Source organism: Streptomyces sp. NPDC058579 (assembly GCF_042718575.1).
Lineage (GTDB): Bacteria > Actinomycetota > Actinomycetes > Streptomycetales > Streptomycetaceae > Streptomyces.
In genome coordinates, this window is the sequence record NZ_JBHXPI010000042.1 from 19,237 (window position 1) to 32,451 (window position 13,215).

Genomic DNA, 13,215 nt, shown 5'->3' on the forward strand with positions numbered 1-13,215 from the left:
GCGGTCGCGCCGCGCCCCACTGAGGACTGGGCTCAGGCCGGCTGCTTCTCGGCCTTGGCGATGGTGTCCAGGTAGAGCTCCTCGAAGTACTGCGCCAGGAGCGCCTGGTGCTCCTTGAGGTACCGCTTGAACGCGGCGACGTCGTCCTCGTCGTGGAGCAGGTGCCGGACGGCCGCCCAGACCTCGCCGGGGTGGTCGTCGTTGATGTCGGTGTGCGAGTGGCTGATCTGGCCGCCGATCCTGCCCTCGCCGACCGAGCCCTTCAGGGCCTCCAGCTTGCGGGGCTCCAGCTTCACGTTGACGTACTCGACGAGGTAGGAGTACGCGACGACGCCGAGGGGGCCCTCGTGGTCCAGGAGGTAGGAGAAGTAGCCGGTCAGGAGCTTGGTCGAGAGGTACGGCTCGGTGGCGAGGAACTGCTCGCGCGAGACGCCCACCTTGGCCAGGTCGGTGATGAACAGCTCGTCGTGGAGCATCTCCTCCTGCTCGTAGTTGGCCCACACCTGGGCCGCCTCCGGGCTGCGCTTGGCTATCTCGACGAGCGCCTTGGCCTCGGCGACGCGGAGCAGCCGGATGCGCCAGGCGGTCTCGATCAGGTGGCGCTTGTAGTAGTCGGAGTCGACGTTCTTGCCTTCGAGGTGCGCGGCCTCGGGCACGTTGGCGTACCACTCGAGGACCTGCTGGTCGATCTGCTCGTCGATCTTCGCGCGCAGCTCCGCAGAGGCGGCGGCGTTGAGGAACGTGGAGCTGTTCCCGTAGCCGACGTTGGTCACGCGGTTCGGCATGGTGTCACCTTTTCTCGTGGGTGGTCGGGTGCTCGTTGGTCGGGTATCTCGGACGCTCGGGTGCGAGCGGTTCAGATGTCGTCGACGACGCGGATGGTCGCGTCGCCCCGCAGCCGGCACTGGCAGGCCAGACGGTGGTCGCCGCCGGTCCGGCCGAGGTCTTCGAGGAAGTCGAGCTCGTCGTCGTCGGGGGCGCCGAGGGCGTCGAAGCCCTCCAGGACCTCGACGACGCACGCGCCGCACGCGCCGGAGCGGCATCCGAACGGGATGAGCCGCTGCGGGGTCTCGTACTCGACTTCGGTGAGGGGGGATCCGGCGGGCAGCAGGATCTCGGTTCCGGTCGGGAGGATCGTCAGTTTCCTCAGGGTCATGGCACCGGCACGGCGTCGAGGTCGGTGGAGTGGTCTGAGGCGTGGTCTTTGGAGTGGCCGGTGGAATGGTCGGTGGAGTGCTCGGGCGCCAGGCGGGAGCCGGGGCGCAGCTCGACCGCCGCGTGGTTCGCCGCGGTCGCCGCCTCGCCGAGGCCCACCGAGATGAGCGGGACGCGGCCCTCGTACGCGCAGATGTCGCCGACCGCGTACACGCGCGGCAGGTTCGTCCGCATCGCCCGGTCGACCGCGATCAGCCGGTTCTCCACCTTGAGCCCCCAGTCGGCGACCGGGCCGAGGCTGGTGAGGAAGCCCAGGGCGCCGACGAGGGCCTGGGCGGGCAGCCGCAGCTCCTCCTCGCCCGCCTTGACACGTACCTCCTCCAGCTGCCGTACGCCATGACAGGCCGTCACCTGTGCGTCGGTCAGCACGCGTACGTCGGCCGCGTACAGCTGCCTGACGCCGTGCTCGTGGGCGCGGAAGGCCGAGCGGCGGTGGACGACGGTGACGGAGCGGGCGATCGGCGCGAGGGCGAGCGCCCAGTCGACCGCGCTGTCGCCGCCGCCGACGATCACCACGTCACGGTCCCGGTGTTCGTCGAGGCGCGGCACGTGGTGGGCGACGCCCCGCCCTTCGTACGGTCGCAGACAGGGCAGCGTGCGCGGGACGGAGCGGCCGAGTCCGGCCGCGATCACGACGGCGCCGGCCCGCACCCGCCCGCCGCCCTCCAGGCCGATCTCCCAGCCCGTCCCATGCGCGTCCCTGGTCAGGGTGGCCGCGGTCCTGCCGAGCAGGTAGCGCGGGTCGAACGGCGCGGCCTGGGCGACCAGGCGCTCGATCAACTCCCGTCCACGTACGGCGACATGGCCGGCGACGTCATGGATCTTCTTCTCCGGGTAGAGGGCCGCGATCTGGCCGCCCGGCTCGGGCAGCGCGTCGACGATCACGCTGGAAAGCCCTCGGAATCCCGCGCAGTAGGCGGCGTACAGGCCGGCCGGACCCGCTCCTACGACGGCCACGTCCGCGCTCGCTTGATGCATTCTGAACCCCAGGCCCTTCCAACGTCCGATGGAAACAGCTCTGCCATTCACATAGTTCGGATTCTTCGGCCGGAGGGAATTCACTCCGGCGAGTTCGAATTCATCATTGAGCGGCCCGAGATGGACCGTCAACGAATGGGGTCGGAACTCCGCACTCCCGCCGCCGGACGACCGGAAGCGGCGGCCGGCCCGCGGACCGTACGGGCCCGAGTTCCGAGTGTGGAACTTCCTCAGTCGAAGCCGCCTAAGCCGTCGAAGCCCGCGACGGGCGGCCCTCCGGCGCGGAAACGGCCCGGAACCGGCCCGGACTTGACGGAACAGGACGACGATCCTTCACTCTTTCCTGTCCGGCATCGCACAATCCACCCCACCCCATGGAGTGATCGTGTCTCTTTCGCGCCGCAGGATTCTGGCCGGTTCCGGTATCGCGGCTTCCGCGCTGTCGTTGGGCCCGCTGGGAAAGGCCGCCGCCGCACAGGAGGCGACTCCCGAGCCCTTCCGGCCGCACGACTGGAAATCCGTCCGCGCGCAGTTCCTGCTCGCGCCCGAGTACGCGCATCTGTCGAACTTCTATTTCGCCTCGAACCCGGCTCCGGTACGTGAGGCGATCAGCAAATACCGCAAGGCGTTCGACGAGAATCCGTACAGTTTCCTCGACGACAACATGTTCCAGCGCGACGAGGACAAGCTGTGGCGTGACGTATGCGCGGCCGCCGCCGAATACGTCGGCGGGAAGCCCGAGGAGATCGCCCTCACCAGCAGCACCACCATGGGGCTCGCCCTCATCTACAACGGCCTGCGGCTGAAGCCCGGCCAGGAGGTGCTGACCACCACGCACGAGTTCTATCCGCACCACGAATCGATTCGGCTCGCCGTCGAGAAGTGGGGCGGGAGCATGCGGAAGATCCCTCTCTACGAATCGTCGCTCAACTTCTCGGCCGACGAGGCCGTGGCGCGGATCCGCGCCGCGATCCGCCCGCACACCCGGGTCGTCGGCGTCACCTGGGTCCACTCCGGCACCGGCGTGCGGCTGCCGATCGCCCCGCTCGCGGCCGCCATCAAGGAGCTGAACCGCCATCGCGACGAGGCGGACCGCGTCCTGCTGGTGGTGGACGGGGTCCACGGCTTCGGCGTGGTGGACGAGGACGTCGCGAAGATGGGCTGCGACTTCTTCGCCGCGGGGACACACAAGTGGATCCTCGGTCCGCACGGCACCGGGATCATCTGGGGCAAGCCGGAGAGCTGGGCGCTCCTGCGGCCGACGATCCCCAGCCTGATGGCGAAGGAGACCACCGACGCCTGGCGGCAGGAACGCCCGCCGGCCGGCCCGACGCAGGCCGCGTGGGTCAGCCCGGGCGGCTTCTTCGCGTACGAGCACCAGTGGGCCGTCGTCGAGGCGTTCCGCTTCCACCGGCAGATCGGCCGCGGGCGGGTGCACGGCCGGATCGCCGAGCTGAACGGGCAGATCAAGGAGGGTCTGGCCCGCATGAAGCACGTCACGCTGCACACGCCGGTCGACGCCGGGCGCTCCGCGGGCTTCGTCATCTTCGACGTGGAGGGCTACAAGCCGCAGGACGTCGTGCAGATCTTCCGCGACCACCGGGTCATCGCCAGCGGCACCCCGTACGCGGTCCCGCACGTGCGCCTGTCGGCCGGGATCGTCAACTTCCCGAAGGACGTGGACAGGGCGCTGAGGGTCGTCCGGTCCCTGGCGTGAGGCCGCCCGGTGAGACCGCCCCGTGAGACGGCCCCGTGAGGCCGCGCGGTGAGGCCGCCCCGTGAGGCCGCGCGGTGAGGCCGGCACGACCGTCGCGACGCCCGAGAACGCAGAGGAGGAACACCCGTGGATGTCATGACGGCCGTGCTGTCCCGCCGCAGCGAACAGCACCTCGTCGAACCCGCCCCGAACGACCAGGAGTTCGCGTATCTCCTGCGCGCCGCCGCCACCGCCCCCGACCACGGCGGCCTGCGGCCCTGGCGGTTGATCCTGATACGCGACGAGGGCCGCGCCGCCCTGGAGCGCTGCCTCGCCGACGAGAGCGCGGGCCCCACGGGGCCCGGGCCGGGGCCGGAGTGGCTGGAGGAGATCCAGGGCGCGCCGCTCCTCGCCACGCTGGTCTTCTCCCCCGTGCCGCACGACCGGACCGGCCGGGGCGGTCCGCCGGTCCCCGAGTGGGAGCAGCTCGCCGCCACCAGCGCGATGACCGACTCCCTGACCCTGCTGCTGCACGCCCGCGGCTTCGGCAGCGTCTGGCGCACCGGCGCGTTCACCAAGTCCGGCCGGATCCGCCGCGTCCTCGGCCTGCGCGAGGAGGAACGCCTGCTGGGCTGGCTGTGCATCGGCACCCCGCCGCGCAGCAGGGCCTCGCAGCGACGGGTGCCCGAGGACGTGACCGACCGGATCTCCGTGTTCACCCCCTGAGACTCCGTCACTCGCGCTAACATAAAATACGTTCGGTTTCCTTTCGAGAGCGAGCCGAGAGCGATGTCGGGGGCGAGTCGAGAGTGAGTCGACGAGGGTGATCGGACGCACGGGTGACTGATCTGAAGCAGGAGCGAGCCGTCCGCACGCGCAACCTGATCATCAAGGCGGCGGCGGAGCTCTTCGACGAGGAGGGCTACGAAGGCGCGAGCGTCACCCGCATCGTCAAGCGGGCGGGCGTCACGCTCGGCGCGCTCTACTTCCACTTCCCCTCGAAGCAGGACCTGGCCCACGAGGTGATGAACGCCCAGCCCTATGTGATCGAGCCGCTCCTGGAGTCCAGCGGACTCCAGCGCCTGGTCGACATCACGCTGGTCTGGGCCCACCGGCTGCAGACCGACCCGATGCTGCGCGCCGGTGTCCGGCTGGCCGTCGAGCAGAGCCGCTTCGGCATGCGCGACAGCGACTCCTTCGAGGGCTGGAAGGACATCATGGTCGGCCACCTCGAAGTGGCCCGCGCCGACGGGAGCCTCCGCGAGGGCGTCTCGCCCGAGGAGGTCGCCCAGTTCGTCGTCGGCGCCTGTACGGGCGTACAGCTCTACTCCCAACTGGTCACCGGCCGGGCGGACCTGACCGAGCGCACCTGCTCCATGTGGCGGCTGCTGCTGCCGGGCATCGCGGCACCCGGCGCCGCCACCGTCGTTGTCGACCCCGACCTCGGAAGGGCCCCATGAACGACTCTCCCCCCGGACCGCAGGAACCGGCCCGCCGTATCGTCCTCGCCGGCGCCACCGGAACGGTCGGCCGGCTCACCGCGGTGCGGCTGGCCGCGGCGGGAACGTACGACGTGGCCCTGCTGACCAGAGACCCGGCGAAGGCGGCCGCCCTGGGCCTGCCCGGCCGGCTCGTCGGCGCGGACTTCGCCTCCCCCGGCACGCTCCGGCCCGCCCTGCGCGGGGCGGACGCGCTGCTCCTGATCACCAACGACCCGCTGAGCCCCGAGCACGACATCAACCTCCTCCACGCCGCCGCCGCGGCCGGCACCCCGCACGTCGTCAAGCTGTCCGCCCAGGCCGTGACCGATCCGGACGCCGACGACGTCATCACCCGCCGGCAGCGCGAGAACGAGGAGCGGCTGCGGGCGAGCGGCCTTCCGTGGACCCTGCTGCGGCCCCGCTCCTTCATGTCGCACGCCCTGGACTGGCGGGACGGCATCGCCCGGCACGGCATCGTGCGCGGTCTCCACGGAGACTCCCTCAACTCCTGTGTCGACCCGGCCGACATCGCCGACGCCGCCGTCCAGGCGCTGACGGGCACCGGCCACGTCGGGCGTACGTACGCGCTCACCGGGCCGCGCGCGATCTCCGCCCGGGAGAAGACCGCCACCCTGTCCGAGGTCCTGGGCCGGCCGCTGGTCTTCGAGGAGATCTCCCTTGACCAGGCCCGCCAGGAGTGGCGCCGCCGCATGCCCGAGATCCTGGTGGACGCGCGCACGCTCAGCGCCGAGCGGCAGAACCGCGGGTCCAAGGCCGCCGTGACGGACGGGGTGCGCGAGGCGACGGGCCACGCGCCCCGGCCGTTCCGCACGTGGGCGACCGAGCACGCGCCGGCCTTCCTCACCCACGTCGGCGCGTAGGGCCTCTCGTACGGAAAGCCCCCGCCCTGCCCGCCCGTCGATTGGACCCCGTGCCGTGGCCTCACCCACCCCGCTCCTCCACGGCAGGACCGTCATGATCACCGGCGCGTCCAGCGGCATCGGCGCCGCCGCCGCGCACGCCTTCGCCGCCGAAGGCGCGGCCGTGGTCCTCGTGGCGCGGCGCGAGGACCGGCTCGCACACCACGCCCGGCTCATCCGCGAGACCGGCGCCGAAGCCCTCTGCGTACCGGCCGACGTCACCGACGCCGACGCCGTCCAGCGCGCCGTCGACCGGGCCCTGGACACCTACGGCGGGCTCGACGCGGCCTTCAACAACGCCGGTTGGGCCTCCTCGGGCACCCCCCTGCACAAGACGGACGACGCCGACTACGACCGGATCATGGACGTCAACGTCCGTGGTGTGTGGAACTGCCTCCGCGCCCAGATCGGCGCGATGCTCGAATCCGGAACCCGCGGCGCCATCGTCAACACCTCCAGCGTCGCGGGCCTGCGCGCCACCGGCACCGCCGCCCCCTACATCGCGGCCAAGCACGCCGTGCTCGGCCTCACCCGGGCCGCCGCCGACGAGTACGGTCCGCACGGCATCCGGGTCAACGCCCTGGTGGTGGGGAGCACCCGCACCGAGCTGATGGACGAGGTCCTCACCCGTACGCCCTCGCTGTACGAGCCGTTCACCAGCCGCGCCATCCAGCGCCGCCTGGCCGACCCCTCCGAGGTGGCGCAGGCCGCGCTGTGGCTCTGCTCCGACCGCTCCTCGTTCACCACCGGGGCCGCGGTCCCGGTGGACGGAGGCTGGACGGCGCGGTGACTCCCCTCAGCCCTGACTTCCGTCGGGGCTTCCGCCCGGCAGCAGGCCGGGAGGGCGGGTCGCGGCCACCGCGCCGAGCGCCAGGCACCACAACTGCGCGAGGGCTTCGAGGTCTTCGCGTACCGTGCCGGTCGTGGGGACCGAGGGGCTGTCGAACCGGGCGAGCATGCACACCACCAGGGAGCACAGCAGCCCCGCCGTACAGCTCTCGGCCAACTCCCCCCGCGCGTACGCCCGGTCGGCGAGGCGTTCGACCTCGGCGAGCCAGAGCCGGTGCCAGAAACACCCCGTCCAGGCGGTCTCGCGGCTGAGCCGTGCGGCCGCCTGCACGGCGGTGTCGGAGCGCAGCAGCCGGGCCACCTCATGGGTGAGGTCGATGATGTTCTGCAGCGGCAGCGGCGAGCGCTCCAGGGCGCGTTCGACGGCCGTGCGCGTGGCGGTCGCACCCTCCTCGTAGACGCCCCGGGCCAGTTCGGGTTTGGTCGGGAAGTGGAAGGTGAGCGCCCCTTGCGTCACCCCGGCCTGCGAGGCGATGCGCGCCAGCGACGTGCCGGCGTAGCCGTACCGGGCGAGCTCCAGGGCGGCGGCGGATAGTACCCGGCTTCGGGTGAGCGCGGCTCGTGTCTGCGCCACGTTGTCGATCCCTCTGTCATGTTTCGGCTGGCCCCCTGGTGTCGATCCGAACGACCGGCGTCTCCCCGCGAGTTGGGGAGGTGTTTGCCCACTCTACAGAACATAAAGAACGCTATTTTTGTTATGGTCGAACCGTGCCCGGAACCGTGCCCCGCCGCGGCCTCGCGGCGGGCTGTCATGCCCATGCGCTCGCGTGAGGAAAGGGTGGTGGAGGAATTGAGGGACGTATTAGAGGCGACGGACAGTGATCTTGAGGCCATGACCGGGGGCGGCGCGTGTTCGGACGTCCACCTGGTACCGACGGACTCCCTGCTGGCCGCCGACTCGCCCCGCCTCGGCGGGTTGAGCCGGGAGCACGTCGAGGTGCTCGCGCAGCGCGCCATCGAGCCGGTCCTGGTGCACCGGGGCACCATGCGCGTGGTCGACGGAATGCACCGCCTCCACGCCGCCCGGCTCCGGGGCGAGACGGAGATCCCGGTCCGGTTCCTGGAAGGACCGGCCGGCGAGGTCTTCATCCACTCCGTGTCGGCCAACGTCTCCCACGGCCTGCCCCTGACGCTCAAGGACCGCAAGGCCGCCGCAGGGCGGATCCTGACCTCGCACCCCGATCTGTCGGACCGCGCGATCGCGCGCATCGCCGGCCTCTCGCCCAAGACCGTGAGCGCCGTCCGCCGTACGTCGACCGAGGAGGTCGCGCAGCCGGAGCTCCGGGTCGGGGCGGACGGCCGCGCCCGCCCGCTCGACGCGGCCCGGCGCCGCGAGGTGGCCGTCGCCTTCCTCGCCGAACACCCCGGCGCCACGCTCAGCGAGGTCGCCGCCAGCGCGGGCGTGTCCATCAGCACCGCGGGCGCGATCCGGCAGCGGCTACGCCGAGACGAGCAGGCCCCGCCACCGCCGCCGGGCCCCGGCCTCGTACGCGAGGCAGGCCGCTGCGAGCGGCCCGCCGGGCCGCCGGCGGGCGACCTGCGCGAGCAGCGCATCGAGACCCTGGCGAAGGACCCCTCGCTCCGGTTCACCGAGTCCGGGCGCGCCTTGCTGCGCTGGCTGAACAAGCGCGCACCGGATCTCGAAGCCGGGCAGCAGCTGATGGCCGCGGTGCCGGTGCACTGCGCCGTCGCGGTCGCCGACCTGGCCAACTCCTACGCCCGGGAATGGCAGCGCTTCGCCAGCGACCTCGACCGCGCCCTGGGCGACATGGTGGAGCACTAGGGCCTGTCCGGCGGATCATGGCCGGGGCCGCGACGCCTGGCACGGCCTATCCGACCCTGATCCGCCGGACAGGCCCTAGGCCGTACGGGGCGGAGCCCCTCCGGTCACCGGGCGCGCTGCGCGGCCGGCTTCTTGCGGCGGCCCCGCTGGCCGCGCCGGCCGCCCGTGTCGCCGGAGCGGCGCCCGTCCAGACCGATCCATATCCGGACCTCCGTACCGCCGAGCACCGAGTGCCCGATAGCGACGTCACCGCCGGTGGCCTCCGCCATCTGCCGGACGATGTCCAGGCCGAGACCGGTCGAGCCGGCCTGCCGGCCGCTGTTGCCGCGCGTCAGCGCGGCGGCCGGGTCGGCGATGCCGGGCCCCGCGTCGGAGACGAGCACGATGACCGCGTCGTCGCCGTTGTGGACGTCCACCGAGAACGCCGTCCCCTCCGGGGTGTGCCGGAAGACGTTGCCGAGCAGCGCGTCGAGCGCGGCGACGAGTTCGGGCCGGGCGACCGGGATGCGGACCGGCCGGTCGATGCCCGCGACCCGTACCTTGCGGCCCTCGTCCTCGGCGAGCGCGGACCAGAAGTCCATCCGGTCCCGTACGACATCGGAGGCGTCGCAGCCCGCGCCCGGACCGGTCGCCTGGGTCTGCGGCTTGGCCTCCCGCGCCGTACGGATGATGGTGTCGACCTCGCGCTCCAACTGCTCGACCGCTGCCCGGGTCTGGTCGGCCGCGGGGCCCGAGCCGAGCGAGGCGGCGTTCAGCCGGAGCACGGTCAGCGGGGTGCGCAGCCGGTGGGAGAGGTCGGCGGCCAGCTCGCGCTCGTTGGCGAGCAGCTGGACGACCTGGTCGGCCATGGAGTTGAAGGCGATCGCGGCCGACTTCAGCTCGGGCGGCCCCTCTTCGGGGACCCGCGCGCCGAGCTTGCCCTCGCCCAGGTCGTGCGCGGCGCCCGCGAGGCGCTGCGCGGGCTGGACCATCCGTACGCCGAGCCGGTCGGCGACCGCGACCGAGCCGACGATCAGGGCGATGCCGACACCGGCGAGGACGAGCCAGGCGGTGGTGACGCCGTTGGTGGCCTCGCCCTCGGGGACGAAGAGTTCGACCACGGCGACCTGGCCGGTGGAGAGCGCGGTGGGCTGGAGCAGCACCGAGCCGCCGTCCACCTCGGCGATGGTGGCCCGGCCCAGCTCGCGGGTGGTTCGCAGGTCCTCCTCCGTGGCCCGCCGGGTGCCGATCTCCAGGCCCTCGGCGCCCGGTTCGTCGCCGGCCGGGACATGGACGGCCATCCGCCCGGCGGCGCCGTCCTCGGTGGTGGCCACGGCCCGGTCGAGCTCGTCGCGGTCGGTGGTGATGGCGAGCACGGGCGCGAGCCCGGCGGCGCGCCGCTCGGCGTTGGAGAAGGCCCGGTCGTTGGCCATCTCCTTGACGACGAGAGCGAGCGGTACGGCGAAGGCGATGACGACCATGGCGGTGACGGCCAGCGACACCTTGACGAGGGCCCATCTCACGGCTGCTGCTCCCGGGGCGGTTCGAGCTTCACGCCCACCCCGCGCAGGGTGTGCAGATAACGGGGACGGGCGGCCGTTTCGCCCAACTTCCGCCGCAGCCATGACAAATGTACGTCGATGGTCTGATCGTCCCCGTACGACTGCTGCCACACCTCGGCGAGCAGCTCCTTGCGCGGCACGACCACACCGGGCCGGCCCGCCAGGAAGGCCAGCAGGTCGAACTCCCGCCGGGTCAGGTCGAGCCCGGCCCCGTCGAGCTCCGCCTGCCGGCGCAGCGGGTCGATGGACAGGCCGCCGACCTGGATCACCCGCGACGGCGGGACCTCGCCCGCGGCCGCCCGCGAACGCCGCAGCACGGCGGCCATCCGCGCGGACAGGTGCTCCACGGAGAAGGGCTTGGTCAGGTAGTCGTCCGCGCCGTCGTTGAGCAGCCGGACGATCTCCGCCTCGTCGTCCCGCGCGGTCGCGATGATCACCGGCACATCGGTGATGCCGCGGAGCATCTTCAGCGCCTCTGACCCGTCCAGATCGGGCAGTCCGAGGTCCAGGATGACCACGTCGAAACGGAAATGGGCGACCTCGCGCAGCGCCTCCAGGGCCGTTCCGACGCTCCGTACGGTGTGGGAGGCCTCGGTCAGATGCCGAATGAGGGCGGAGCGCACGAACTGGTCGTCCTCGACCACGAGCACACTTGCCATGGCCCGCACCGTACGCCATACGGGCGAACCCGAAGCAAGGTCCACCCTGTGGGACCGCCGTCTACAAGGTGGTGCAGTATGGCCCGGATGCATAGAGGACTTGTTCACGCGATGGCGTGGTCGCTCGCCACGGGCGCGGCGGTCACTCTGTCCTGGTGGGGCGTCCATACGGTACTGGCCGGTACGGTCTACGACCCGCCGCGCGCCCTGCCGATTCCGGCCGGGACCACCGACGAGACCCGTGCCTCGTCCACGCACGGTCCGGACCCCACCGCCTCCGCCACACCGTCGGCGGACCCGTCCACCACGAAGCCGTCCTCGGCCCCCGCGACCCCCTCGCGCAAGCCCACCACCCCCTCCAAGCCGCCCGCCACGAAGCCGCCGCAGGGCGGCGGAAGCGTGAAGTCCTACGCGGTGGACGGCGGCCGGGTCGTCTTCGACCTCGGCGAGAGCTCGGCGGAGCTGGTCTCTGCCACCCCGTCCTCGGGCTGGCAGATGCAGGTGTGGAAGCAACCCACCTGGATCCGGGTCACGTTCACCAGGGACGGCCGCGAGCTGTCGGTCTTCTGCGTCTGGCACGACACCGCGCCCCGCGTGGAGATCGAGGACCGCTGACGTTTTCTACCGGAAGACCGACGCCGGGGGTACGGGCGAGGGCTTCGCGCTCGCGTCGGTGACCGGGCTCGCGCCGCCGGTGAAGTCGGCGAGCTCCCGGCCGTGTTCGACCCGGCCGGGGTGCGGGTCGGTCGCCACCCGGCGGGTCAGCTCGGCGACGGGCAGCTCGCGGTCGGAGGCGAGGAGCACGGCGTTGCCGAAGCGGCGGCCGCGCAGCACGGTCGGGTCGGCGGTCAGCGCGAGTTCGGGGAAGACGGTGGCGGCGGTCGCGATCTGGCCGCGCAGATGGGCCAGCGGCGGCCCGTCGGCGAGGTTCGCCGCGTAGAAGCCGCCCGGCCTCAGGGCCCGGCGGACCTCGGCGAGGAACTCCGCGGTGGTCAGGTGCGCGGGGGTGCGCGCGCCGCTGAAGACGTCGGCGATGATCAGGTCAGCCCAGCCGTCCTGCACCTTGGCGAGCCCGGCGCGGGCGTCGGTGGAGCGGACGCGGATGCGGGCGGCCGCGTCGAGGGGCAGCTCGCGGCGGACGAGCTGGACCAGCTGGCCGTCGAGCTCGACGATCTGCTGCGTGGAGCGGGGCCGGGTGGCGGCGATGTAGCGGGCGAGCGTGAAGGCCCCGCCGCCGAGGTGGACGACCTGGAGGGGCCGGTTCGGCGGGGCGGCGAGATCGGCGATGTGGCCGAGGCGCCGCTGGTACTCGAAGGAGAGATGGGCCGGGTCGTCGAGGTCGACGTGCGACTGCGGGGCGCCGTCGATCAGCAGCGTCCAGCCGCGGGGCCGCTCCCGGTCGGGTATGAGCTCGGCGAGCCCGCCGTCGACGGTCTCGACGACGGCTTCGGCCGCGGCCGCTCGTTCACGCTGCTTGTTCCTTGCCACGTGCTCCATTATCGGCACGCACGCCAGGTCCCCGCCCGACGAGGCTCGGGGGGCCGGTGGCCGGCTAGTGGCAGCCGTCGGCGGCCTCGATCAGGCGGGCGGCCTGGCCGAGGGCCTCGCGGAGCACGGCCGGGTCGGTGACCTCGCCGGTGTCCCCGGGCGGCAGCAGCCAGCCGGCCGGGCGCGGGGCGTCGCCGGCGGGCTCGGGGAGCTCCGGAAGTTCGGGGATCCGCAGACCCCGCCCGGAGGTCTGCGTACACGCACTGCCCGGCATGTCCCAGGCCGCCGCCGTGCCGGGCGGCACGAGGAAGCCGAGGGTGTCGCAGGCGCCGTCGTGCAGCACGGGGCCGACGACCGGGGTCCCGCCGCGACGGAGGATGTCCACGGCTTCCAGGCCCTGGCGGACCGGAACGGTCACCAGGTCGCAGGGTGCGGTGCACGGGGCACTGGCGTCCGGGGTGGGTGCGTGCAGTGCGGTGGACTGCGATCCGATCTCCAACATGAGACCCCTCCTCGCTCCTGAGAAGACACGTTCCGTCTCTCCACATGGTTCAACGCCCGTGCGCGTCAACGGCTACGGCGGCACGCCGCCGCAAAGGATGGCA

At 72.4% G+C, this 13,215-nt stretch carries 15 protein-coding genes; 7 read left to right on the forward strand and 8 right to left on the reverse strand.

Annotation, left to right across the window (positions count from 1 at the left end):
• Positions 1-32 precede the first annotated feature (32 nt).
• The 3 genes from ACFWRO_RS30885 to ACFWRO_RS30895 form a co-directional block, all read right to left on the reverse strand.
• The gene (locus tag ACFWRO_RS30885; RefSeq protein WP_384515968.1) at positions 33-785 is read right to left on the reverse strand and encodes a hypothetical protein; all 753 of its coding nucleotides are present in this window, start codon (positions 783-785) and stop codon (positions 33-35) included.
• Between the two features lie 71 nt (positions 786-856).
• Positions 857-1,156: a 2Fe-2S iron-sulfur cluster-binding protein gene (locus ACFWRO_RS30890; protein WP_384515971.1), complete on the reverse strand. Its 300-nt coding sequence runs from the start codon at positions 1,154-1,156 to the stop codon at positions 857-859.
• Positions 1,153-2,193 (reverse strand): NAD(P)/FAD-dependent oxidoreductase, encoded by a 1,041-nt coding sequence (locus ACFWRO_RS30895; RefSeq protein ID WP_384515974.1) that lies wholly within the window; start codon positions 2,191-2,193, stop codon positions 1,153-1,155. Before ACFWRO_RS30895 ends, ACFWRO_RS30890 begins: the two co-directional genes overlap by 4 nt.
• A gap of 385 nt (positions 2,194-2,578) precedes the next feature.
• On the opposite strand from ACFWRO_RS30895, the gene ACFWRO_RS30900 reads away from it, so the two are divergent.
• The 5 genes from ACFWRO_RS30900 to ACFWRO_RS30920 all read left to right on the forward strand — a co-directional run bounded on the left by ACFWRO_RS30900 (position 2,579) and on the right by ACFWRO_RS30920 (position 7,080).
• Complete coding sequence (locus ACFWRO_RS30900; protein WP_384515977.1) at positions 2,579-3,910, forward strand: aminotransferase class V-fold PLP-dependent enzyme; 1,332 nt, start codon at positions 2,579-2,581, stop codon at positions 3,908-3,910.
• Positions 3,911-4,045: 135 nt separating this feature from the next.
• On the forward strand, positions 4,046-4,615 hold the full coding sequence (locus tag ACFWRO_RS30905; protein WP_384516065.1) for a nitroreductase family protein: 570 nt from the start codon (positions 4,046-4,048) through the stop codon (positions 4,613-4,615).
• A gap of 113 nt (positions 4,616-4,728) precedes the next feature.
• Positions 4,729-5,349, forward strand: coding sequence for a ScbR family autoregulator-binding transcription factor (locus ACFWRO_RS30910; protein WP_384515980.1), 621 nt, complete (start codon positions 4,729-4,731; stop codon positions 5,347-5,349).
• Positions 5,346-6,251 carry an NAD(P)H-binding protein gene (locus tag ACFWRO_RS30915; protein ID WP_384515983.1) on the forward strand — a complete coding sequence of 302 codons (906 nt, stop codon included), beginning with the start codon at positions 5,346-5,348 and terminating at the stop codon, positions 6,249-6,251. Before ACFWRO_RS30910 ends, ACFWRO_RS30915 begins: the two co-directional genes overlap by 4 nt.
• A gap of 55 nt (positions 6,252-6,306) precedes the next feature.
• The gene (locus tag ACFWRO_RS30920) at positions 6,307-7,080 is read left to right on the forward strand and encodes an SDR family NAD(P)-dependent oxidoreductase (protein ID WP_384515985.1); all 774 of its coding nucleotides are present in this window, start codon (positions 6,307-6,309) and stop codon (positions 7,078-7,080) included.
• A 6-nt stretch (positions 7,081-7,086) separates the two neighbouring features.
• Here ACFWRO_RS30920 and ACFWRO_RS30925 read toward each other — a convergent pair whose 3' ends face one another.
• Entirely contained in the window at positions 7,087-7,713 is a 627-nt protein-coding gene (locus ACFWRO_RS30925) for a TetR family transcriptional regulator (protein WP_384515988.1), read from the reverse strand.
• 207 nt (positions 7,714-7,920) lie between these two features.
• Here ACFWRO_RS30925 and ACFWRO_RS30930 point away from each other — a divergent pair, with 207 nt between their 5' ends.
• Positions 7,921-8,922: a transcriptional regulator gene (locus ACFWRO_RS30930; protein WP_384515991.1), complete on the forward strand. Its 1,002-nt coding sequence runs from the start codon at positions 7,921-7,923 to the stop codon at positions 8,920-8,922.
• A gap of 104 nt (positions 8,923-9,026) precedes the next feature.
• Here ACFWRO_RS30930 and ACFWRO_RS30935 read toward each other — a convergent pair whose 3' ends face one another.
• Both ACFWRO_RS30935 and ACFWRO_RS30940 read right to left on the reverse strand, forming a co-directional pair.
• Entirely contained in the window at positions 9,027-10,424 is a 1,398-nt protein-coding gene (locus tag ACFWRO_RS30935) for an ATP-binding protein (protein WP_384515994.1), read from the reverse strand.
• Positions 10,421-11,122 (reverse strand): response regulator transcription factor, encoded by a 702-nt coding sequence (locus tag ACFWRO_RS30940; RefSeq protein WP_362011615.1) that lies wholly within the window; start codon positions 11,120-11,122, stop codon positions 10,421-10,423. Before ACFWRO_RS30940 ends, ACFWRO_RS30935 begins: the two co-directional genes overlap by 4 nt.
• 78 nt (positions 11,123-11,200) lie before the next feature.
• Here ACFWRO_RS30940 and ACFWRO_RS30945 point away from each other — a divergent pair, with 78 nt between their 5' ends.
• The gene (locus tag ACFWRO_RS30945; protein ID WP_384515997.1) at positions 11,201-11,737 is read left to right on the forward strand and encodes a hypothetical protein; all 537 of its coding nucleotides are present in this window, start codon (positions 11,201-11,203) and stop codon (positions 11,735-11,737) included.
• Between the two features lie 6 nt (positions 11,738-11,743).
• On the opposite strand, the gene ACFWRO_RS30950 is transcribed toward ACFWRO_RS30945, so the two are convergent.
• Positions 11,744-12,619 (reverse strand): spermidine synthase, encoded by an 876-nt coding sequence (locus tag ACFWRO_RS30950; RefSeq protein WP_384516000.1) that lies wholly within the window; start codon positions 12,617-12,619, stop codon positions 11,744-11,746.
• 55 nt (positions 12,620-12,674) lie between these two features.
• A complete protein-coding gene (locus ACFWRO_RS30955) occupies positions 12,675-13,112 on the reverse strand; it encodes a hypothetical protein (protein ID WP_384516003.1) in 438 nt (145 codons plus the stop codon).
• Positions 13,113-13,215: the final 103 nt, after the last annotated feature.

Coding starts and splice junctions, on each gene's coding strand:
- ACFWRO_RS30885 (WP_384515968.1), bottom strand. CDS start 785: ATGCCGAACCGCGTGACCAACGTCGGCTACGGGAACAGCTCCACGTTC.
- ACFWRO_RS30890 (WP_384515971.1), bottom strand. CDS start 1,156: ATGACCCTGAGGAAACTGACGATCCTCCCGACCGGAACCGAGATCCTG.
- ACFWRO_RS30895 (WP_384515974.1), bottom strand. CDS start 2,193: ATGCATCAAGCGAGCGCGGACGTGGCCGTCGTAGGAGCGGGTCCGGCC.
- ACFWRO_RS30905 (WP_384516065.1), top strand. CDS start 4,046: ATGACGGCCGTGCTGTCCCGCCGCAGCGAACAGCACCTCGTCGAACCC.
- ACFWRO_RS30915 (WP_384515983.1), top strand. CDS start 5,346: ATGAACGACTCTCCCCCCGGACCGCAGGAACCGGCCCGCCGTATCGTC.
- ACFWRO_RS30940 (WP_362011615.1), bottom strand. CDS start 11,122: ATGGCAAGTGTGCTCGTGGTCGAGGACGACCAGTTCGTGCGCTCCGCC.
- ACFWRO_RS30945 (WP_384515997.1), top strand. CDS start 11,201: ATGGCCCGGATGCATAGAGGACTTGTTCACGCGATGGCGTGGTCGCTC.
- ACFWRO_RS30950 (WP_384516000.1), bottom strand. CDS start 12,619: ATGGAGCACGTGGCAAGGAACAAGCAGCGTGAACGAGCGGCCGCGGCC.
- ACFWRO_RS30955 (WP_384516003.1), bottom strand. CDS start 13,112: ATGTTGGAGATCGGATCGCAGTCCACCGCACTGCACGCACCCACCCCG.